This is a genomic window from Streptomyces sp. NPDC041191 (genome assembly GCF_055591945.1).
Window position 1 is genome coordinate 207,360 of sequence record NZ_JBVIZC010000010.1, and the last position, 14,383, is coordinate 221,742.

General features: G+C 73.0%; 12 protein-coding genes. 8 read left to right on the top strand and 4 right to left on the bottom strand.

Translation table 11 applies throughout. The features are described from left to right. Positions 1–36 precede the first annotated feature (36 nt). Positions 37–1,305, bottom strand: a complete 1,269-nt coding sequence (gene glp / locus ACZ6AQ_RS21185) for a molybdotransferase-like divisome protein Glp (RefSeq protein ID WP_468761514.1) — start codon at positions 1,303–1,305, stop codon at positions 37–39. Between the two features lie 163 nt (positions 1,306–1,468). Next, the gene (galU, locus tag ACZ6AQ_RS21190) at positions 1,469–2,380 is read right to left on the bottom strand and encodes a UTP--glucose-1-phosphate uridylyltransferase GalU (RefSeq protein WP_468761305.1); all 912 of its coding nucleotides are present in this window, start codon (positions 2,378–2,380) and stop codon (positions 1,469–1,471) included. A 104-nt stretch (positions 2,381–2,484) separates the two neighbouring features. Between galU and ACZ6AQ_RS21195 the strand changes: the two genes are divergently transcribed. After that, complete coding sequence (locus tag ACZ6AQ_RS21195) at positions 2,485–3,093, top strand: 5-formyltetrahydrofolate cyclo-ligase (RefSeq protein WP_468761307.1); 609 nt, start codon at positions 2,485–2,487, stop codon at positions 3,091–3,093. A 27-nt stretch (positions 3,094–3,120) separates the two neighbouring features. Here the strand turns inward: ACZ6AQ_RS21195 and ACZ6AQ_RS21200 are convergent, their stop codons facing one another. Next, on the bottom strand, positions 3,121–5,883 hold the full coding sequence (locus ACZ6AQ_RS21200) for a penicillin acylase family protein (RefSeq protein WP_468761309.1): 2,763 nt from the start codon (positions 5,881–5,883) through the stop codon (positions 3,121–3,123). Between the two features lie 259 nt (positions 5,884–6,142). Between ACZ6AQ_RS21200 and ACZ6AQ_RS21205 the strand changes: the two genes are divergently transcribed. The 5 genes from ACZ6AQ_RS21205 (at position 6,143) to mscL (ending at position 11,408) form a co-directional block, all read left to right on the top strand. Then, entirely contained in the window at positions 6,143–7,780 is a 1,638-nt protein-coding gene (locus tag ACZ6AQ_RS21205; RefSeq protein ID WP_468761311.1) for a potassium/proton antiporter, read from the top strand. 359 nt (positions 7,781–8,139) lie between these two features. Then, on the top strand, positions 8,140–9,366 hold the full coding sequence (locus ACZ6AQ_RS21210) for an MFS transporter (protein WP_388692877.1): 1,227 nt from the start codon (positions 8,140–8,142) through the stop codon (positions 9,364–9,366). Positions 9,367–9,434: 68 nt separating this feature from the next. Continuing rightward, positions 9,435–9,764, top strand: coding sequence for an FmdB family zinc ribbon protein (locus ACZ6AQ_RS21215; protein ID WP_468761313.1), 330 nt, complete (start codon positions 9,435–9,437; stop codon positions 9,762–9,764). Between the two features lie 732 nt (positions 9,765–10,496). Next, positions 10,497–10,757 (top strand): hypothetical protein, encoded by a 261-nt coding sequence (locus ACZ6AQ_RS21220; protein WP_468761315.1) that lies wholly within the window; start codon positions 10,497–10,499, stop codon positions 10,755–10,757. Between the two features lie 117 nt (positions 10,758–10,874). Then, positions 10,875–11,408 (top strand): large conductance mechanosensitive channel protein MscL, encoded by a 534-nt coding sequence (gene mscL / locus ACZ6AQ_RS21225; RefSeq protein ID WP_468761516.1) that lies wholly within the window; start codon positions 10,875–10,877, stop codon positions 11,406–11,408. Between the two features lie 19 nt (positions 11,409–11,427). Here the strand turns inward: mscL and ACZ6AQ_RS21230 are convergent, their stop codons facing one another. Continuing rightward, entirely contained in the window at positions 11,428–11,649 is a 222-nt protein-coding gene (locus tag ACZ6AQ_RS21230) for a hypothetical protein (protein WP_388692571.1), read from the bottom strand. A gap of 355 nt (positions 11,650–12,004) precedes the next feature. Between ACZ6AQ_RS21230 and ACZ6AQ_RS21235 the strand changes: the two genes are divergently transcribed. Both ACZ6AQ_RS21235 and ACZ6AQ_RS21240 read left to right on the top strand, forming a co-directional pair. Beyond that, positions 12,005–13,180, top strand: coding sequence for a low temperature requirement protein A (locus ACZ6AQ_RS21235; protein WP_468761317.1), 1,176 nt, complete (start codon positions 12,005–12,007; stop codon positions 13,178–13,180). A 33-nt stretch (positions 13,181–13,213) separates the two neighbouring features. Then, positions 13,214–14,290: a P1 family peptidase gene (locus ACZ6AQ_RS21240; RefSeq protein WP_468761319.1), complete on the top strand. Its 1,077-nt coding sequence runs from the start codon at positions 13,214–13,216 to the stop codon at positions 14,288–14,290. Positions 14,291–14,383 lie beyond the last annotated feature (93 nt).

A 14,383-nucleotide genomic window follows, 5' to 3' on the forward strand; every position in this document is an offset into this window, starting at 1 on the left:
TGTGTGGGACGACACCGTACCCCCACCCGTACTCCCTCAGCCGAGGAGGACCACCTCCAGCTCGGCGCCCGGTTCCACGCTCTCCGTCTCCTCCGGGACCACGATCAGGCAGTCCGCGTGCGCGAGGGCCGCGACCAGGTGGGAGCCGGCGCCGCCCACGGGGGTGACGGCGCCGGTGTCCCGGTCGTACGCGCCCCGCAGGAACTGGCGGCGGCCCGCCGGGGACCTCAGCGTCCCGTCCGCGTCGAGGACCGCCCGCACCCGGGGCCGGTGGAGGTCCTCGAAGCCCATCAGGGCGCGGATCGCGGGGCGGGCGAACAGCTCGAAGGAGACGTACGAGGAGACCGGGTTCCCCGGCAGGGCGAGCAGCGGGATCCGCTCGGCGCCGATCGCCCCGAACCCCTGCGGCTTGCCGGGCTGCATGGCCAGCCTGCGGAAGTCGACCTCGCCGTCCGCGGCCAGCGCCTCCTTCACCACGTCGTACGCGCCGACGCTCACCCCGCCCGTGGTCACGATCAGGTCTGCCCGGATGAGCTGGTCCTCGAGGGCGGCGCGCAGCGTCTCCGCGTCGTCGGCGACGGCCCCCACCCGGTAGGCGAGGGCGCCGGCGTCCCGCGCGGCGGCGGCGAGCGCGAAGCTGTTGGAGTCGTGGATCTGCCCCGGTCCCAGCGGTTCGCCGGGCTGGACCAGCTCGCTGCCGGTGGAGAGCACGACGACCCGGGCGCGGGGGCGGACCCGGACCGTGCCGCGTCCGATCGCGGCGAGGAGGCCGATCTGCGGCGGTCCGAGGACGGTGCCGGCCGCGAGGGCGAGCTCCCCCTTCCTGACGTCGTCGCCGCGCGCGCGGACGTGGGCGCGGGCCCCGGCCGCGCGGTGCACCCGGACCTCGCCGGACGCGCCGCCGGGGGCGGTGCTCGCGGCGCCCATGCCCGTCGCCGCGCCCCCGCCCGTACCGCCGTCGGTCCATTCGACGGGGACGACGGCCTCGGCGCCGGGCGGCAGCGGGGCGCCGGTCATGATCCGGGCCGCCTGGCCGGGGCCGACCTCGGGCAGGCCGCCCGCGCCGGCCGCGACGTCACCGATCACCGTGAGGACGGCGGGGAACTCCTCGGTGGCCCCGGCGACGTCGGCGACCCGGACCGCGTACCCGTCCATGGAGCTGTTGTCGAAGGGCGGCAGCTCGACCGGCACCGTCACGTCCTCGACCAGGACGCAGCCCTGCGCGTCGAGGAGCTGCAGCTCGATGGGTTCGAGCGGGGAGACGGACGCGAGGACGTCGGCCAGGTGCTCGTCCACCGTCCACAGGCCGTCGGCCGGGCCCGCGCAGGGGTCCGCCGCGCCGCCCTTCCCCGGGCCGTCGGGTCCGTCGGGCCCGGTGCGGCCCCCGTGCCCGCCGTGGTCCCCGTGCCCGCCGTGGTCCCCGGGTCCGTCGTGGGACGGCGGCGGTGCCGTGCTGCTGCTCAAGGCGCTACATCTCCTCGTTGACGTATCTCCGGAGCCAGGCCCGGAAGTCCGGTCCCAGATCCTCACGTTCGCACGCGAGTCTGACAATGGCACGCAGATAGTCGCCCCGGTCGCCGGTGTCATAACGGCGCCCCTTGAACACGACGCCGTGCACCGGCCCGCCGGTCCTCCCGTCCGAGGCGAGTTCCTGGAGGGCGTCGGTCAGCTGGATCTCGCCGCCCCGCCCCGGCGGGGTCTCCCGCAGCACCCCGAAGACGGCCGGGTCGAGCACGTAGCGGCCGATGATCGCGTAGTTGCTGGGCGCCTCGCCCGGACCGGGCTTCTCCACCAGGTCCGTCACCTTCACCACGTCGGAGTCGGCCGTCGGCCCGACCGCCGCGCAGCCGTACTGGTGGATCTGCGAGGGCTCGACCTCCATCAGCGCGATCACGCTGCCGCCCTCCCGCTCCCGGACCTCCACCATCCGCGCGAGCAGCGGGTCGCGCGGGTCGATCAGGTCGTCGCCGAGGAGCACCGCGAAGGGCTGGTCCCCGACGTGCGGGGCGGCGCACAGCACGGCGTGACCGAGGCCCCTCGGGGCGCCCTGGCGCACGTAGTGCACGGTGGCCAGGTCGCTGGACTCCTGGACCTTGGAGAGGCGGTCGTCGTCGCCCTTCCGGCTGAGGGTCTCCTCCAGCTCGTAGTTCCGGTCGAAGTGGTCCTCCAGGGGACGCTTGTTCCGTCCGGTGATCATCAGCACGTCGGAGAGGCCGGCCGCGACGGCCTCCTCGACGACGTACTGGATGGCCGGCTTGTCGACGACCGGCAGCATCTCCTTCGGCGTCGCCTTGGTCGCCGGGAGGAAGCGGGTGCCGAGGCCGGCGGCCGGGATGACAGCCTTGCTGATCCGGCCGGACCCGGGGGGCGTGTGATTCATGCGATGCACACTAACGGCTCGGAATGGGAGAAAGATGTGGCTCCGATTAACTTCCTCCGCATAAAGGCACTTAAGAGCGCTTCGTGAATTCACAGAGGACCGTCATGACACCGGAGATGTCCGAAAAGGCCGTACTGCGCGCGCGACTTCTGGCGGCCCGCGCCGCGCTGGACGCCGAGACCCTCGCGGAAACGGCCGCCTCCCTCGCCCGGAGCGGGCTGGAACTCGCCGAGCTGGCCGACGCGTCCACCGTCGCCGCCTACGTCTCCGTGGGCCGCGAGCCGGGCACGCGCGCGCTGCTCGACGCGCTCCGCGTGCGGGGGGTGCGGGTCCTGCTCCCGGTCCTGCTCCCCGACAACGACCTGGACTGGGCCGTGTACGAGGGTCCGGACCGGCTGGCGCGGGCGGGCAGGGGGCTCCTCGAACCGGTCGGGCCCCGGCTCGGCCCGGAGGCGGTGTGCGGGGCCGACGCCGTCCTGCTGCCGGGGCTCGCGGTCGACGCGCGCGGGATGCGGCTCGGACGGGGCGGCGGCTCGTACGACCGGGTCCTGGCCCGGCTGGCGCGGGCCGGGAAGGATCCGGCCCTGGTGGTGCTCCTCCACGCGGCGGAGGTGGTCGCCCGGGTCCCGGAGGAACCGCACGACCACCCCGTGCACGCGGTGGTGACCCCGGAAGGGGTCGTCCGCTTCCGTACCGCCGGTCCTACGGCCTGAGGACCGGCACGTCCCTCACCGCCGGCCCTACGGCTTGAGGACCAGCGTGTCCTTCGTCGCCGCGTCCACGGCCGCCCTGCCGTAGGCCCAGTCGAGGAGGTCGCCCCTCGCCCACGCGTCGGTCTGGTCGGTGTAGTGGGTGTGGAAGGCGTGTCCGGATGCGCCGGTCAGGTTGATCCACCGGGACTTGTCCCAGTCGCCGACGTTGACGACCATCCGCATCGACGGCACCCAGATGACCTCGTAGCCGCCGGCCGCGTTCCAGCCGGTGGCGTCGACGGCCGCCTCGCCGCCGCCCAGGTTCCACGGGCCGCGGTTGAGGAGCCGCTGCACGACGCCGGGTCCGGCGGTGCCGAGGGTCTGGTTCTTCAGGGTCAGCTGGTGCAGCCGGCCCCAGCTCCAGGTGGAGACGTCCTTGCCGAGCTTGGCGGTCAGCTCCCAGCGGGCGTCCTTCATGGCGCGGGCGAGCAGCTGGTCGCGGGTCTCGGTGGCCGGGTCGGTGCGGTTGCCGGGGGTGGTCCACCACTCGCTCTTCTCCTGCTTGAGGAGCGGGCGGACCACCTCGTACCAGCGGTCGCCGCCGTCCGGCTGCGCCGAGTCGGGGTCGCGCTGGCCGCACTCGCGGACGAGCTTGTTCTGCTCGTCGACCGGTCCGGTGGCGTCGGCCGGGCGCACGTTGATGCAGTCGCCCTCGGGGCGCAGCTCCTTGGGCAGCTTGTTGCCGAAGGCGAGCCTGAGGACGTTGCGCCAGACCGCGTTGAAGTAGGCGGCGGCGGCCGAGTCGGGCTCCTGGGTGTAGTCCCAGCCCTCCAGGAGCTTCTGCGCCTCGCGGACGTGCGGGTCGGCGATGTCGATCTTGAGCAGGAGCGGGTTGAGCAGGGTCGCGATCTCGCTGCGGTTGTCCGTCTGCATGGTCCGCATGTCGTCCGGCGAGATCTTGCCGCCGTCCTTGGTCTTCGACTCGATGAGGTCGTTGATCCGCTGGCTGCGCGAGCCGTAGCCCCAGTCCTTGGTGAGCAGGTCGGGGTAGTTCTTCGGGTCGATCACGGCCTGGTTGGCGGTGACGATGTAGCCGCGCTCCGGGTTGTACTCGTAGGGCAGCTTCTCGAAGGGGATGTACCCCTTCCACTTGTACGAGGAGTCCCAGCCGGGCGCCGGAATCGTGCCGTCGCCCTTGGCGCGCCGCGGGATCGTGCCCGGCGACTGGTAACCGATGTTGCCCTCGGTGTCGGCGTAGATCAGGTTCTGGGACGGGACCTCGAAGTTCCTGGCGGCGGCCCGGAAGGAGGGGAAGTCCTTGGCGCGGTCGATGGCGAAGATCGCGTCCATGGACCTGCCGGGCCGGAGGGCGGTCCACTGGAGGGAGACGCCGTAGCCGGTGCCGCGGTCGGGGGCGGTGTTGCCGACGGGGGCCTTCTGGCCGACCGTCTCCAGCTCGGAGGAGCGGTCGGAGACGAGCGGGCCGTGCCCGGTGGAACGGACGGTGATCTTCCGGTCCTTGCCCCCGGCGACCTTGATGACCTCCTCGCGGACCGTGAAGGGCTTGACCTTGCCGTCCACGAGGTAGCCGTCGGGGCCGATCTTCTCCAGGTAGAGGTCGGTGACGTCGGCGCCGAGGTTGGTGAGGCCCCAGGCGATCCTGTCGTTGTGTCCGATGATCACACCGGGCATGCCGGAGAAGGTGTAGCCGGCGACGTCGTAGCGGCAGGTGGCCGAGACCGAGCGGCAGTGCAGGCCCATCTGGTACCAGAGGGACGGCAACTGGGGCGCGAGGTGCGGGTCGTTGGCCAGCAGCGGCTTGCCGGAGGTGGTGTACTTCCCGGCGACGACCCAGGAGTTCGAGCCGATGCCGTTGCCGTTGGGGCCGAGCAGGGCGGGGATGCCGTCCAGGACCTCGGAGAGCGCGCCGAGCTGGGACGCCACGTCCCGGGAGGAGTCGGTGGAGGCTCCGGAACCGGAGGAACCGCCGGAGCCGCCCGGGGCGGTACCGGGGGTCTCGCCCGTGCTCACGTCGTCGCCCGCGCCCCCGGGCCCGAACTTCCCGGAGGAGCCGACCCCGCCCTTGTCCACGATCGGCTGGTGGAGCGCGTACGGGTACTCCGGGTAGAGCTGCTTGATCTGCGCCGGGGTCAGCCGGCTGGTGAGCAGCGAGCGGTCGATCTCGTCCTGCATGTTGCCGCGCAGGTCCCAGGCCATCGCCTTCAGCCAGGCCACCGAGTCGACCGGCGTCCACGGCTCGATCGCGTAGTCGTTGGTGAGGGCCAGGGCCGCGTACTCAACGGAGACGTCCTTCGGCGCCCGGTCCTTCAGATAGGCGTTGACGCCCTCCGCGTACGCCTGGAGGTACTTCTTCGTCTCCGCCGACAGGACCGTGTCGTACTCCTGCTGCGCGACCCGGCGCCAGCCGAGCGTGCGCAGGAAGGAGTCCGTCTCGATCTGGCTCTCGCCGAACATCTCGGAGAGGCGGCCCGCGGTCACGTGCCGGCGGACGTCCATCTCGTAGAACCGGTCCTGCGCCTGGACGTAGCCCTGCGCGCGGAAGAGGTCCGTCTCGTTGTCGGCGTAGATCTGCGGGACCCCCTGCGCGTCCCGCTTCACCTCCACCTGGCCCGAGAGCCGGTCGAGGCGGATCTCGCCGGCCGTCTGCGGGAACGAGGCCCGGACGGTGCTGACGCCCCAGTACCCGCCGCCGCAGACGACCGCGACCAGCGCGAGGACCAGGACGAGGAGGAGCAGGCGGGCGCGCCGCCCTTTCTTCTTGGCGGGGGGCGCTGTCGTGTGGGAGGGCATCGCTGTCCTTCGCGGGGCAGGGTGGTCCTGGAGTACGGGAGCCACCTTAGGCGCAGCGTCCGGGCGGTCTGGACGCGGTGCCGGGAAGAGAACCGTACTGGTGAGCGAGGAACGGGGGAGCGGGCGTCAAGAAAACGTTAAAGATTAGGTAAGGTAACGAAGTGTCGCCCGCTGGACGAACGATCCAGCTGCATGTGAGGGGAAGGAACGGCCACTGACTGTCCACCAGCTCAACGAACTCCTGCTCGTCGGCTCGCTCGTGCTGCTGATCGCCGTCGCGGCCGTGCGGATCTCCTCCCGCAGCGGCCTCCCCAGCCTCCTGCTGTACCTGGGGATCGGCGTCGCCATGGGCCAGGACGGCATCGGCGACGTCGCCTTCGACAACGCCGAACTGACGCAGGTCATCGGCTACGCGGCCCTCGTCGTGATCCTCGCCGAGGGCGGCCTCGGCACGAAGTGGAAGGAGATCAGGCCGGCCCTGCCGGCCGCGGTCGTCCTCTCCACCCTCGGCGTCGCGGTCAGCGTCGGCATCACCGCCGCCGGCGCCCACTACCTCGTCGGCCTGGACTGGCGGCAGGCCCTGATCATCGGCGCCGTCGTCTCCTCCACCGACGCCGCCGCGGTCTTCTCCGTGCTGCGCAAGGTGCCCCTGCCCTCACGGGTCACCGGCGTCCTGGAGGCCGAGTCCGGCTTCAACGACGCCCCCGTCGTCATCCTCGTCGTCGCCTTCTCCACCACCGGACCGGTCGACCACTGGTACGTCCTCCTCGGCGAGATCGCCCTCGAACTCGCCATCGGCGCGGCCGTCGGCCTCGCGGTCGGCTTCGCCGGCGCCTACGGACTGCGGCACGTCGCCCTGCCCGCCTCCGGCCTCTACCCGATCGCCGTCATGGCCATCGCCGTCGCCGCGTACGCCGCCGGCGCCATGGCGCACGGCTCCGGCTTCCTCGCCGTCTACCTGACCTCGATGGTCCTCGGCAACGCCAAGCTGCCGCACGCGCCCGCGAACCGGGGCTTCGCCGAGGGGCTCGGCTGGATCGCCCAGATCGGGATGTTCGTCCTGCTCGGCCTGCTCGTCACCCCGCACGAGCTCGTCAACGACTTCTGGCCCGCCGTCGTCATCGGCCTGGTCCTGACGATGGTCGCGCGGCCCATGGAGGTCCTGGTCAGCCTGCTGCCGTTCCGCATCCCCTGGCAGGAGCAGGCCCTCATGTCCTGGGCCGGCCTGCGCGGGGCCGTCCCCATCATCCTCGCCACCATCCCGATGGTGGCGGGCATCGAGGGCAGCGAGCGGATCTTCAACATCGTCTTCGTCCTCGTCGTCGTCTACACCCTCATCCAGGGCCCGACGCTGCCCTGGCTGGCGAAGGCGCTCCGGCTCGGGAGCTCCGCGGAGGCCGCCGACCTCGGCGTCGAGTCCGCCCCCCTGGAACGGCTGCGCGGCCACCTGCTCTCCGTCGCCGTCCCGGAGGGCTCCCGGATGCACGGCGTGGAGGTCGCGGAACTGCGCCTCCCGGCCGGAGCGGCGGTCACCCTCGTCGTACGGGACGGCAAGAGCTTCGTACCGGGACCCGCGACCGTCCTGCGGCACGGCGACGAACTCCTGGTCGTGGCCACCGATCCGGTACGGGACGCCGCGGAGCGGCGCCTGCGGGCGGTCGGCCAGGGCGGCAAGCTCGCGGGCTGGCTGGGGACGGGCGGCTCGACGGCGCTCGGCCCGACTCCGGCCACGGCCCTGCGGTTCCACCTGCCGGGACGGTCCGAAGGGACGGAGGAACCGGGCGGAACGGAGAAGGAACAGCGGTCCGGTCGCGAAGGGCGGTCCGAACACGCCGGGCGGTCCGGTCGCGACGGACGGAACGGTCGTGCCGGACGGCAGAAGGGGACGGCCGGCTGATGCCAGGCGTTCGTCCGGGGACGGGGGCGCTTTCCCAGACGGGAGGGCGCTCCTCCCTGTATCATGAAGGCACACCTGATCGAACCAACTCTGCCTGACGCAGAGCTGGCGCGACCGTATGGCGGCCGTGGCGCCCCCTCCACCGTGGGGCCGGCCCGGTATCTACCGCAGTTCCGCGCATGAGGACAGCTCTCGGCGACACCCGCACCACCCGTGCACGGGACGCGCTACCAGGCGGCGGAAAGGCAAGGACCGTGGCGTCCACGGTCGACACGGACAAGGCCGACAAGGGCCGCGTCCCCACGGACGGGGCCGACACCGGCCGGGTCCGCACGGACGGGCGGCCCGGTTACGGGCAGCTGCTGCGCACCCCCGGCGCGCTGTCCTTCCTGCTGCCCGGCTTCGCCGCCCGGCAGCCCTTCGCGATGCTGACCATCGGCATCGTGCTGCTCGTCCAGCACACCACCGGCTCCTTCGGCAGCGCCGGCGCGGTGGCCGCCGCCACCGGCGTCTCCATGGCGCTCTTCGCGCCGCAGAGCGGCAAGCTCGCCGACCGTTTCGGCCAGCGCGCCGTCCTGATCCCCGGCGTCCTCGTCCACACCGCCTCCGTCTCCGTGCTCGTGGCCCTCGCCCTGGCGGGCGCCCCGCTCTGGGCGCTGTTCCTGGCCGCCGTGCCCTCCGGCGCCTCCGTGCCCCAGGTCGGCCCGATGGTCCGGGCCCGCTGGGCGGCCAAACTGGACGGCACCCCGCTGATGCCGACGGCCGCGGCCTTCGAGTCCGTGACGGACGAGTTCACCTTCGTCGTCGGCCCCGTCCTCACCACCGCCCTGTGCACCGGCGTCCACCCGGCCGCCGGTCTGATCGCCGAGGCGTCCCTGACCCTGGTCGGCGGCCTGTTCTTCGCGGCGCAGCGGGCCACCCAGCCCGCGTTCGGCGCGGCCGGCGCCCACGCCTCCGAGCCCCGCCGCCCGGCGCTCTCCGTGCCCGGCGTCCGCGTCCTGATCGTCGCCTTCCTCGGCATCGGCTCCGTCTTCGGCGGCATGCAGGTCTCCCTCACCGCCTTCAGCGAGGAGATCGGCAACCCGGGCGCCAACGGCCTGCTGTACGGGGTCTTCGCCGCCGGCAACATGCTCGCGGGCATTGCCATGGGCGCCGTCGCCTGGAAGACCGGCCCCCGCCGCCGCCTGATCCTGGGCTACACCGGCCTCACCGCCGCGGCCTCCCTGCTGTGGTCCGTGCATTCGGTGCTGCTCCTCGGCGCCCTGGGCCTGGTCGTGGGCCTGTGCATCGCCCCCGCCCTGATCACCGGCTACACCATCGTCGAGACGCTGATCCCGGCCTCCGCCCGCACCGAGGCGTTCACCTGGCTCACCGGCGCCGTCGCGCTGGGGCAGGCCGCGGCCGTCACGGTCGCCGGGCGTCTCGCCGACGCCCAGGGCGCCAGTGCCGGATTCCTGGTGCCGCTGGGCGGCACGGCACTGGCCCTGATCACGCTGGTCGCCCTGCGATCGCGGCTGAAGCCGCGCGAGCCGGGCCGGGTCACCGCGCGTGGTGTCGGTCACCGCGAGCCGGTGTCGGTGGACTGAACCCACGGAATGCGTCACTATGGATCGTCGTTAGCACTCGATGAGTGTGAGTGCCAGGAGGAAGTCACGTGCCGACCTACCAGTACCAGTGCACCGAGTGCGGCGAAGGCCTCGAGGCGGTGCAGAAGTTCACCGATGACGCGCTGACCGAGTGCCCCAGCTGCCAGGGCCGCCTGAAGAAGGTGTTCTCGGCCGTCGGCATCGTCTTCAAGGGTTCCGGCTTCTACCGGAACGACAGCCGCGGCTCGTCGTCCAGCAGCTCGCCGGCCCCGTCGAAGCCGTCGACCGCCGCGTCCTCGTCCGCTTCGTCGTCGGACGCGAAGCCGGCCGCTTCGGCCTCGTCGTCCTCTTCCTCCTCCTCGACGTCCTCGTCGAGCACCGGAAGCTCGGCCGCCTGATCCGGCCGCGCACCCCACCGGCACCCGTACACACCGAGGGCCCCGTCGCATGCGACGGGGCCCTCGGTGTGTACGGGTGCCGGTGGGGTGCGCCGTGCGGGGCTGCTCGCGCGGTTTTCGCTCGTGCGGATCTCGTACGGTTTTCGCTCGTGCGGACCTCGTGCGGTTTCGCTCGTGCGGGTGAGGGAGTTTTCCACAGGCGCTCGGTGATCCCCAGGCCGGAGCGGGGTGGGGGCGGGGACGGGGAGAGTGGAAGCCGCTTCCGTTGCCGACCAGGACAGGCGGTGTCCCGCGATGACCACGAACGATCCGGCCCTTTTCCCCGGCGCTCCTGCCGTTTCCGGCGCTCTCAGGGGTTCCAGCGCTCTCAGGGGTTCCAGCGCTTTCGGTGGTTCCGGTGCCTCCGCCGTTGCCGGCGCCTCCGGCACCCCCGCCGTCCCCTCCGTCTCCGCTGCCTCCGTGCCGGCGCCGTGTGTGGTGCCGGCCTTCGAGCCGTTGCGGGTCCGGGGCGCGCGGCACCGGTTGCGCCGGGCGCTCCGGAGGGGGCGACGGGAGTCGGTGGTGCTGCTGGCGCTGATGGCGGCGGCGCTGGCCGTGGCGGGGTCGGGACCGCCGGGGCCACCGGGGACGGGTTCGCCGGAAACGGGGTCCGGACCGGGGCGGTCCTCCGGGGCGAGGACCCCGGCCGCCGCGCGCGCCCGGCCGGTGGCCGCTCCCCCGGTGTCCGCCCCGGTGCGAATCGCCGACGCCGCGACCGTACGGCTGCTGAGGCCCGGTGACCGGGTCGACGTGATCGCCGCGCCCCACGCGCAGTGGGGCGAGGAGGGCGAGGCACGGGTGATCGCGACGGACGCCCGGGTGGCCGAGGTGCCGCTCCCGGACGAGTCCCGCCCGGACGGAGGGGCGCTCGTGGTCCTGTCCGTGCCCCGGGCGACGGCGGCGGCCCTCGCGGGTGCCGGAGTCACGTCCCGGCTGGCGGTGACGGTGTGCTGATTCGCACGCACACCCTGGCGGGTAACCGTCTCGTGTGTACCGATTGGACGCTCCCGTGCCCCACACGGCCTAATGACTGCGCACACAGCACACGTGACGAAAACGGAAGGCACCTCGGTGGCCGAGAAGAAGGAAAGTCTGCTGGGAGGCTTCAAGGCCTTTCTGATGCGCGGCAACGTGATCGACCTGGCGGTGGCGGTCGTCGTCGGTGCCGCCTTCACGAACATCGTGAACTCGGTGGTCAAGGGCGTCATCAACCCGGTCGTGGGTGCCTTCGGCACGAAGGACCTGGAGAGCTACTCGTCCTGCCTCAAGAGTCCCTGCAAGATGGTCGACGGCGAGATGCAGGGCATCCAGATCCAGTGGGGTCTCGTCCTCAGCGCGGTGCTGAGCTTCCTGATCACCGCGGCCGTCGTCTACTTCCTGATGGTCCTGCCGATGGCGAAGATCCTCGCGAAGCGCGCCGCGCACGACAAGGCGAAGGAAGGCGTCCAGGAGACCATGGAGATCAGCGAGCTGGAGGTCCTCAAGGAGATCCGCGACCACCTGGTCGCCCAGGGCGGTCCCCCGTCGGGTCCGGGAGCGGGCCGCGGTCCCGGCTCCGGTGGTGGCACGGGTCCGGGGGGAACGGGGGCGCACTCCACCTTCTGACCGGCGCGGTACGCCGGGTTCAGAGGTGGTGCGGCGGCTTCTCGTCGAGGAAGCGCGCGAGGTCGGCGGCGCTGTCACCGCCGGCCGGAGGCCGCTCGCCCCACCCGCGGTCCGTGTCGTCCGCGGACTGCCGGTCCAGCGGATCGTCGAAGACGATGACCGGCTTCGGCCTGTCCTCGGAACGGGAAGGCGTACCGGATCGCTCCGTGTCTCGCGGGCCGTGGGCGGGGGCGGTGCTCATCCCTCCAGGGTACGCCCGCTCGCCGTACCCGTCCCGTCCCGGACCGTCCCGGACCGCTCCGCTCCGTTCCGTCCCGCCCCGCTCCGTTCCGCCCTGTCCGGCCCGGTCCGGCTCGGCGGGACTTCGCTCGGCGGCACTTCGCTCGGCGGTCCTTCACTCAGCGGCACATCTCTCAGCGGTCCTTCGGGTCGAGCAGCCAGAGGGCGAGCACCACCGGGAAGAACGGGACGAGGAAGCCCGCGCCCCGTCCCCTCCCCGGCCGCCACCGTGCGGCACACGGCCGCCGGGGCCGCGGGGAGCACCGGATCCGCCCTCCGGTGTGCCCCGGCCCGTACGTTCTGATGTGCTGGGACCCATGACAGCACCCTTCCGTCCGCTCGCCGCCCGCTCCCGCGAGGAGTCGCACCGGGCTTCCACCCCCCTGGAACTCCTCTTCGACCTGTGCTTCGTCGTCGCCGTCGCCCAGGCGGGCGCCGAGCTGGTGCACGCGGTGGCCGGGGGACACGCCGGCGAGGGCGTCGCCGACTACGCCATGATCTTCTTCGCCATCTGGTGGGCCTGGATGAACTTCTCCTGGTTCGCCTCCGCCTACGACAACGACGACGTGCTCTACCGGGTCGTCACCCTCGTCCAGATCGCCGGCGTGCTCGTCCTCGCCGCCGGTGTCTCGCGCGCCTTCGAGGAGCACGACTTCCTCGTCGTCTACCTCGGCTACGTCGTGATGCGCCTCGCCATGGTCTCGCAGTGGCTGCGCGCCGCCCACCACGCCACCGACCCGGCCGAGCGGACGATGTGCCACCGGTACGCGGGCGGGATCTTCGCCGTCCAGGTCGGCTGGCTCGCGCTGGTCCTCGCGCCCGAACCCGCACGCCCGTGGGTCTTCCTGGTCATGGCGCTCGCCGAGATGGCCGTGCCCGTGTACGCGGAGAGGGCCGTCCCCAGCACCTGGCATCCCCGTCACATCGCCGAGCGGTACGGCCTGTTCACCATCATCGTGCTCGGCGAGACCATCGCCGCCGCGACCGTCGCCGTGAAGTCCGGCATCGTCGAGAACGACGCCCTGGACGAACTGCTGCCGATCGCCGTCGGCGGCCTGCTGCTCGTCTTCGCCGCCTGGTGGATCTACTTCGTCGTGCCCGCCCACGACCGGCTGACCTCCAGCCGCCAGGGCTTCCTGTGGGGTTACGGCCACTACGTGATCTTCGCGTCGGCCGCAGCGGTCGGGGCGGGCCTGGAGATCGCCGTCGAACAGGCCGTGGGCGAGGCCCCCCTGTCGACGCTCGCCGCCTCCGCCGCCGTGACGATCCCGGCGGCCCTCTTCCTGCTGTCGGTGTGGCTGCTGCACGCCCGCTACTTCAAGGTCGGCATCGCCCAGCAGTCGGTCCTGCCGGTCGCGGCGTTCGCGATCCTGATGTGCTCGTTCGCGGGCCGCTGGGCCGTCCTCGCGGCCGGCCTGGTCGCGGCGGCGGCCGTCGCGACCGGGGTCACCCTGTCCGCCCGGAACCCGGCGACCCGTTCCGCGGAAGCCTGACCCCGGCGCCGGACCCCGTGGTAGGCAAGGGGCATGACACTCCCCGGGCGGGCGGACGGCCAGGACGCGATCACCGATGTGGACGGGCTGCGCGTGGGGCACGCGCGCGTGGCCGGGCCCGGGGCGCTGAGCGGGACCACGGTGGTCCTCGCGCCGGAGGGCGGGGCGGTCGCCGCCGTGGACGTGCGGGGCGGCGGGCCGGGCACGCGGGAGACGGACGCCCTGGACCCCCGGAACGTGGTCCGGCGGATCGACGCGGTCGTCCTGACCGGCGGCAGCGCGTACGGCCTGGACTCCGCCTCCGGGGTGGCGGCCTGGCTGGCGGAGCGGCACCGGGGCGTCCGGGTGGGGTCCGACCCGTCCCACGTGGTGCCGGTGGTGCCCGCCGCGTGCCTCTTCGACCTGGGCCGGGGCGGCGACTTCGCGGCCCGGCCCGGTGCGGCGACGGGCCGGGCGGCGGCGGAGGCGGCCGACGCGAGCGGCGACCGCGCGCCCGTGGCGACGGGCGCGGTCGGCGCGGGCACCGGGGCCGTCGTCGGCGGCCTGCGGGGCGGTGTCGGGACGGCGAGCGCGGTCCTGGCGTCCGGCGTCACGGTCGGCGCGCTGGTCGTGGTGAACGCGGTCGGTTCGGCCGTGGACCCGTCCACGGGCGTCCCGTACGGGAGTTACTTCGAGGACGGGCGGCCCGTCTTCCCGGACCCGGAGGTGCACGAGGCGGCGCGACGGCGCCTCGCGGAGGCCCGGACGACGTCCGCCCCGCCCCCGCTGAACACCACGCTCGCCGTGGTCGCGACGGACGCCCCGCTGACCCGCGCGCAGGCGCGGAAGGTCGCGGGCACGGCGCACGACGGCATCGCGCGCGCCGTCCGGCCGGCGCACCTGATGAACGACGGGGACACGGTCTTCGCCCTCGCCACCGGGGCCCGGGAACCGTCGGGCGAGCCGGACCCGCTCGCCCTGAACGAGATCCTGGCGGCGGGCGCGGACCTGGTGACCCGGGCGATCGTCCGCGCGCTGCTCGCGGCCCCCGCCGGACCGCGCGGTCCCGGTGGGAACTTCCCCTCGTACCGGGAGCTGTACGGGCCCGGGGCGGACCCGCGTTCCCTTTAGGGCCGGGGGAGTTGGGGCCGGAGGCGGGAACTCCGGCCTTTCTCCGCCCGTTCTGCCGGAACCCGGACACGATGTCAGTCCCAGGGACTACGT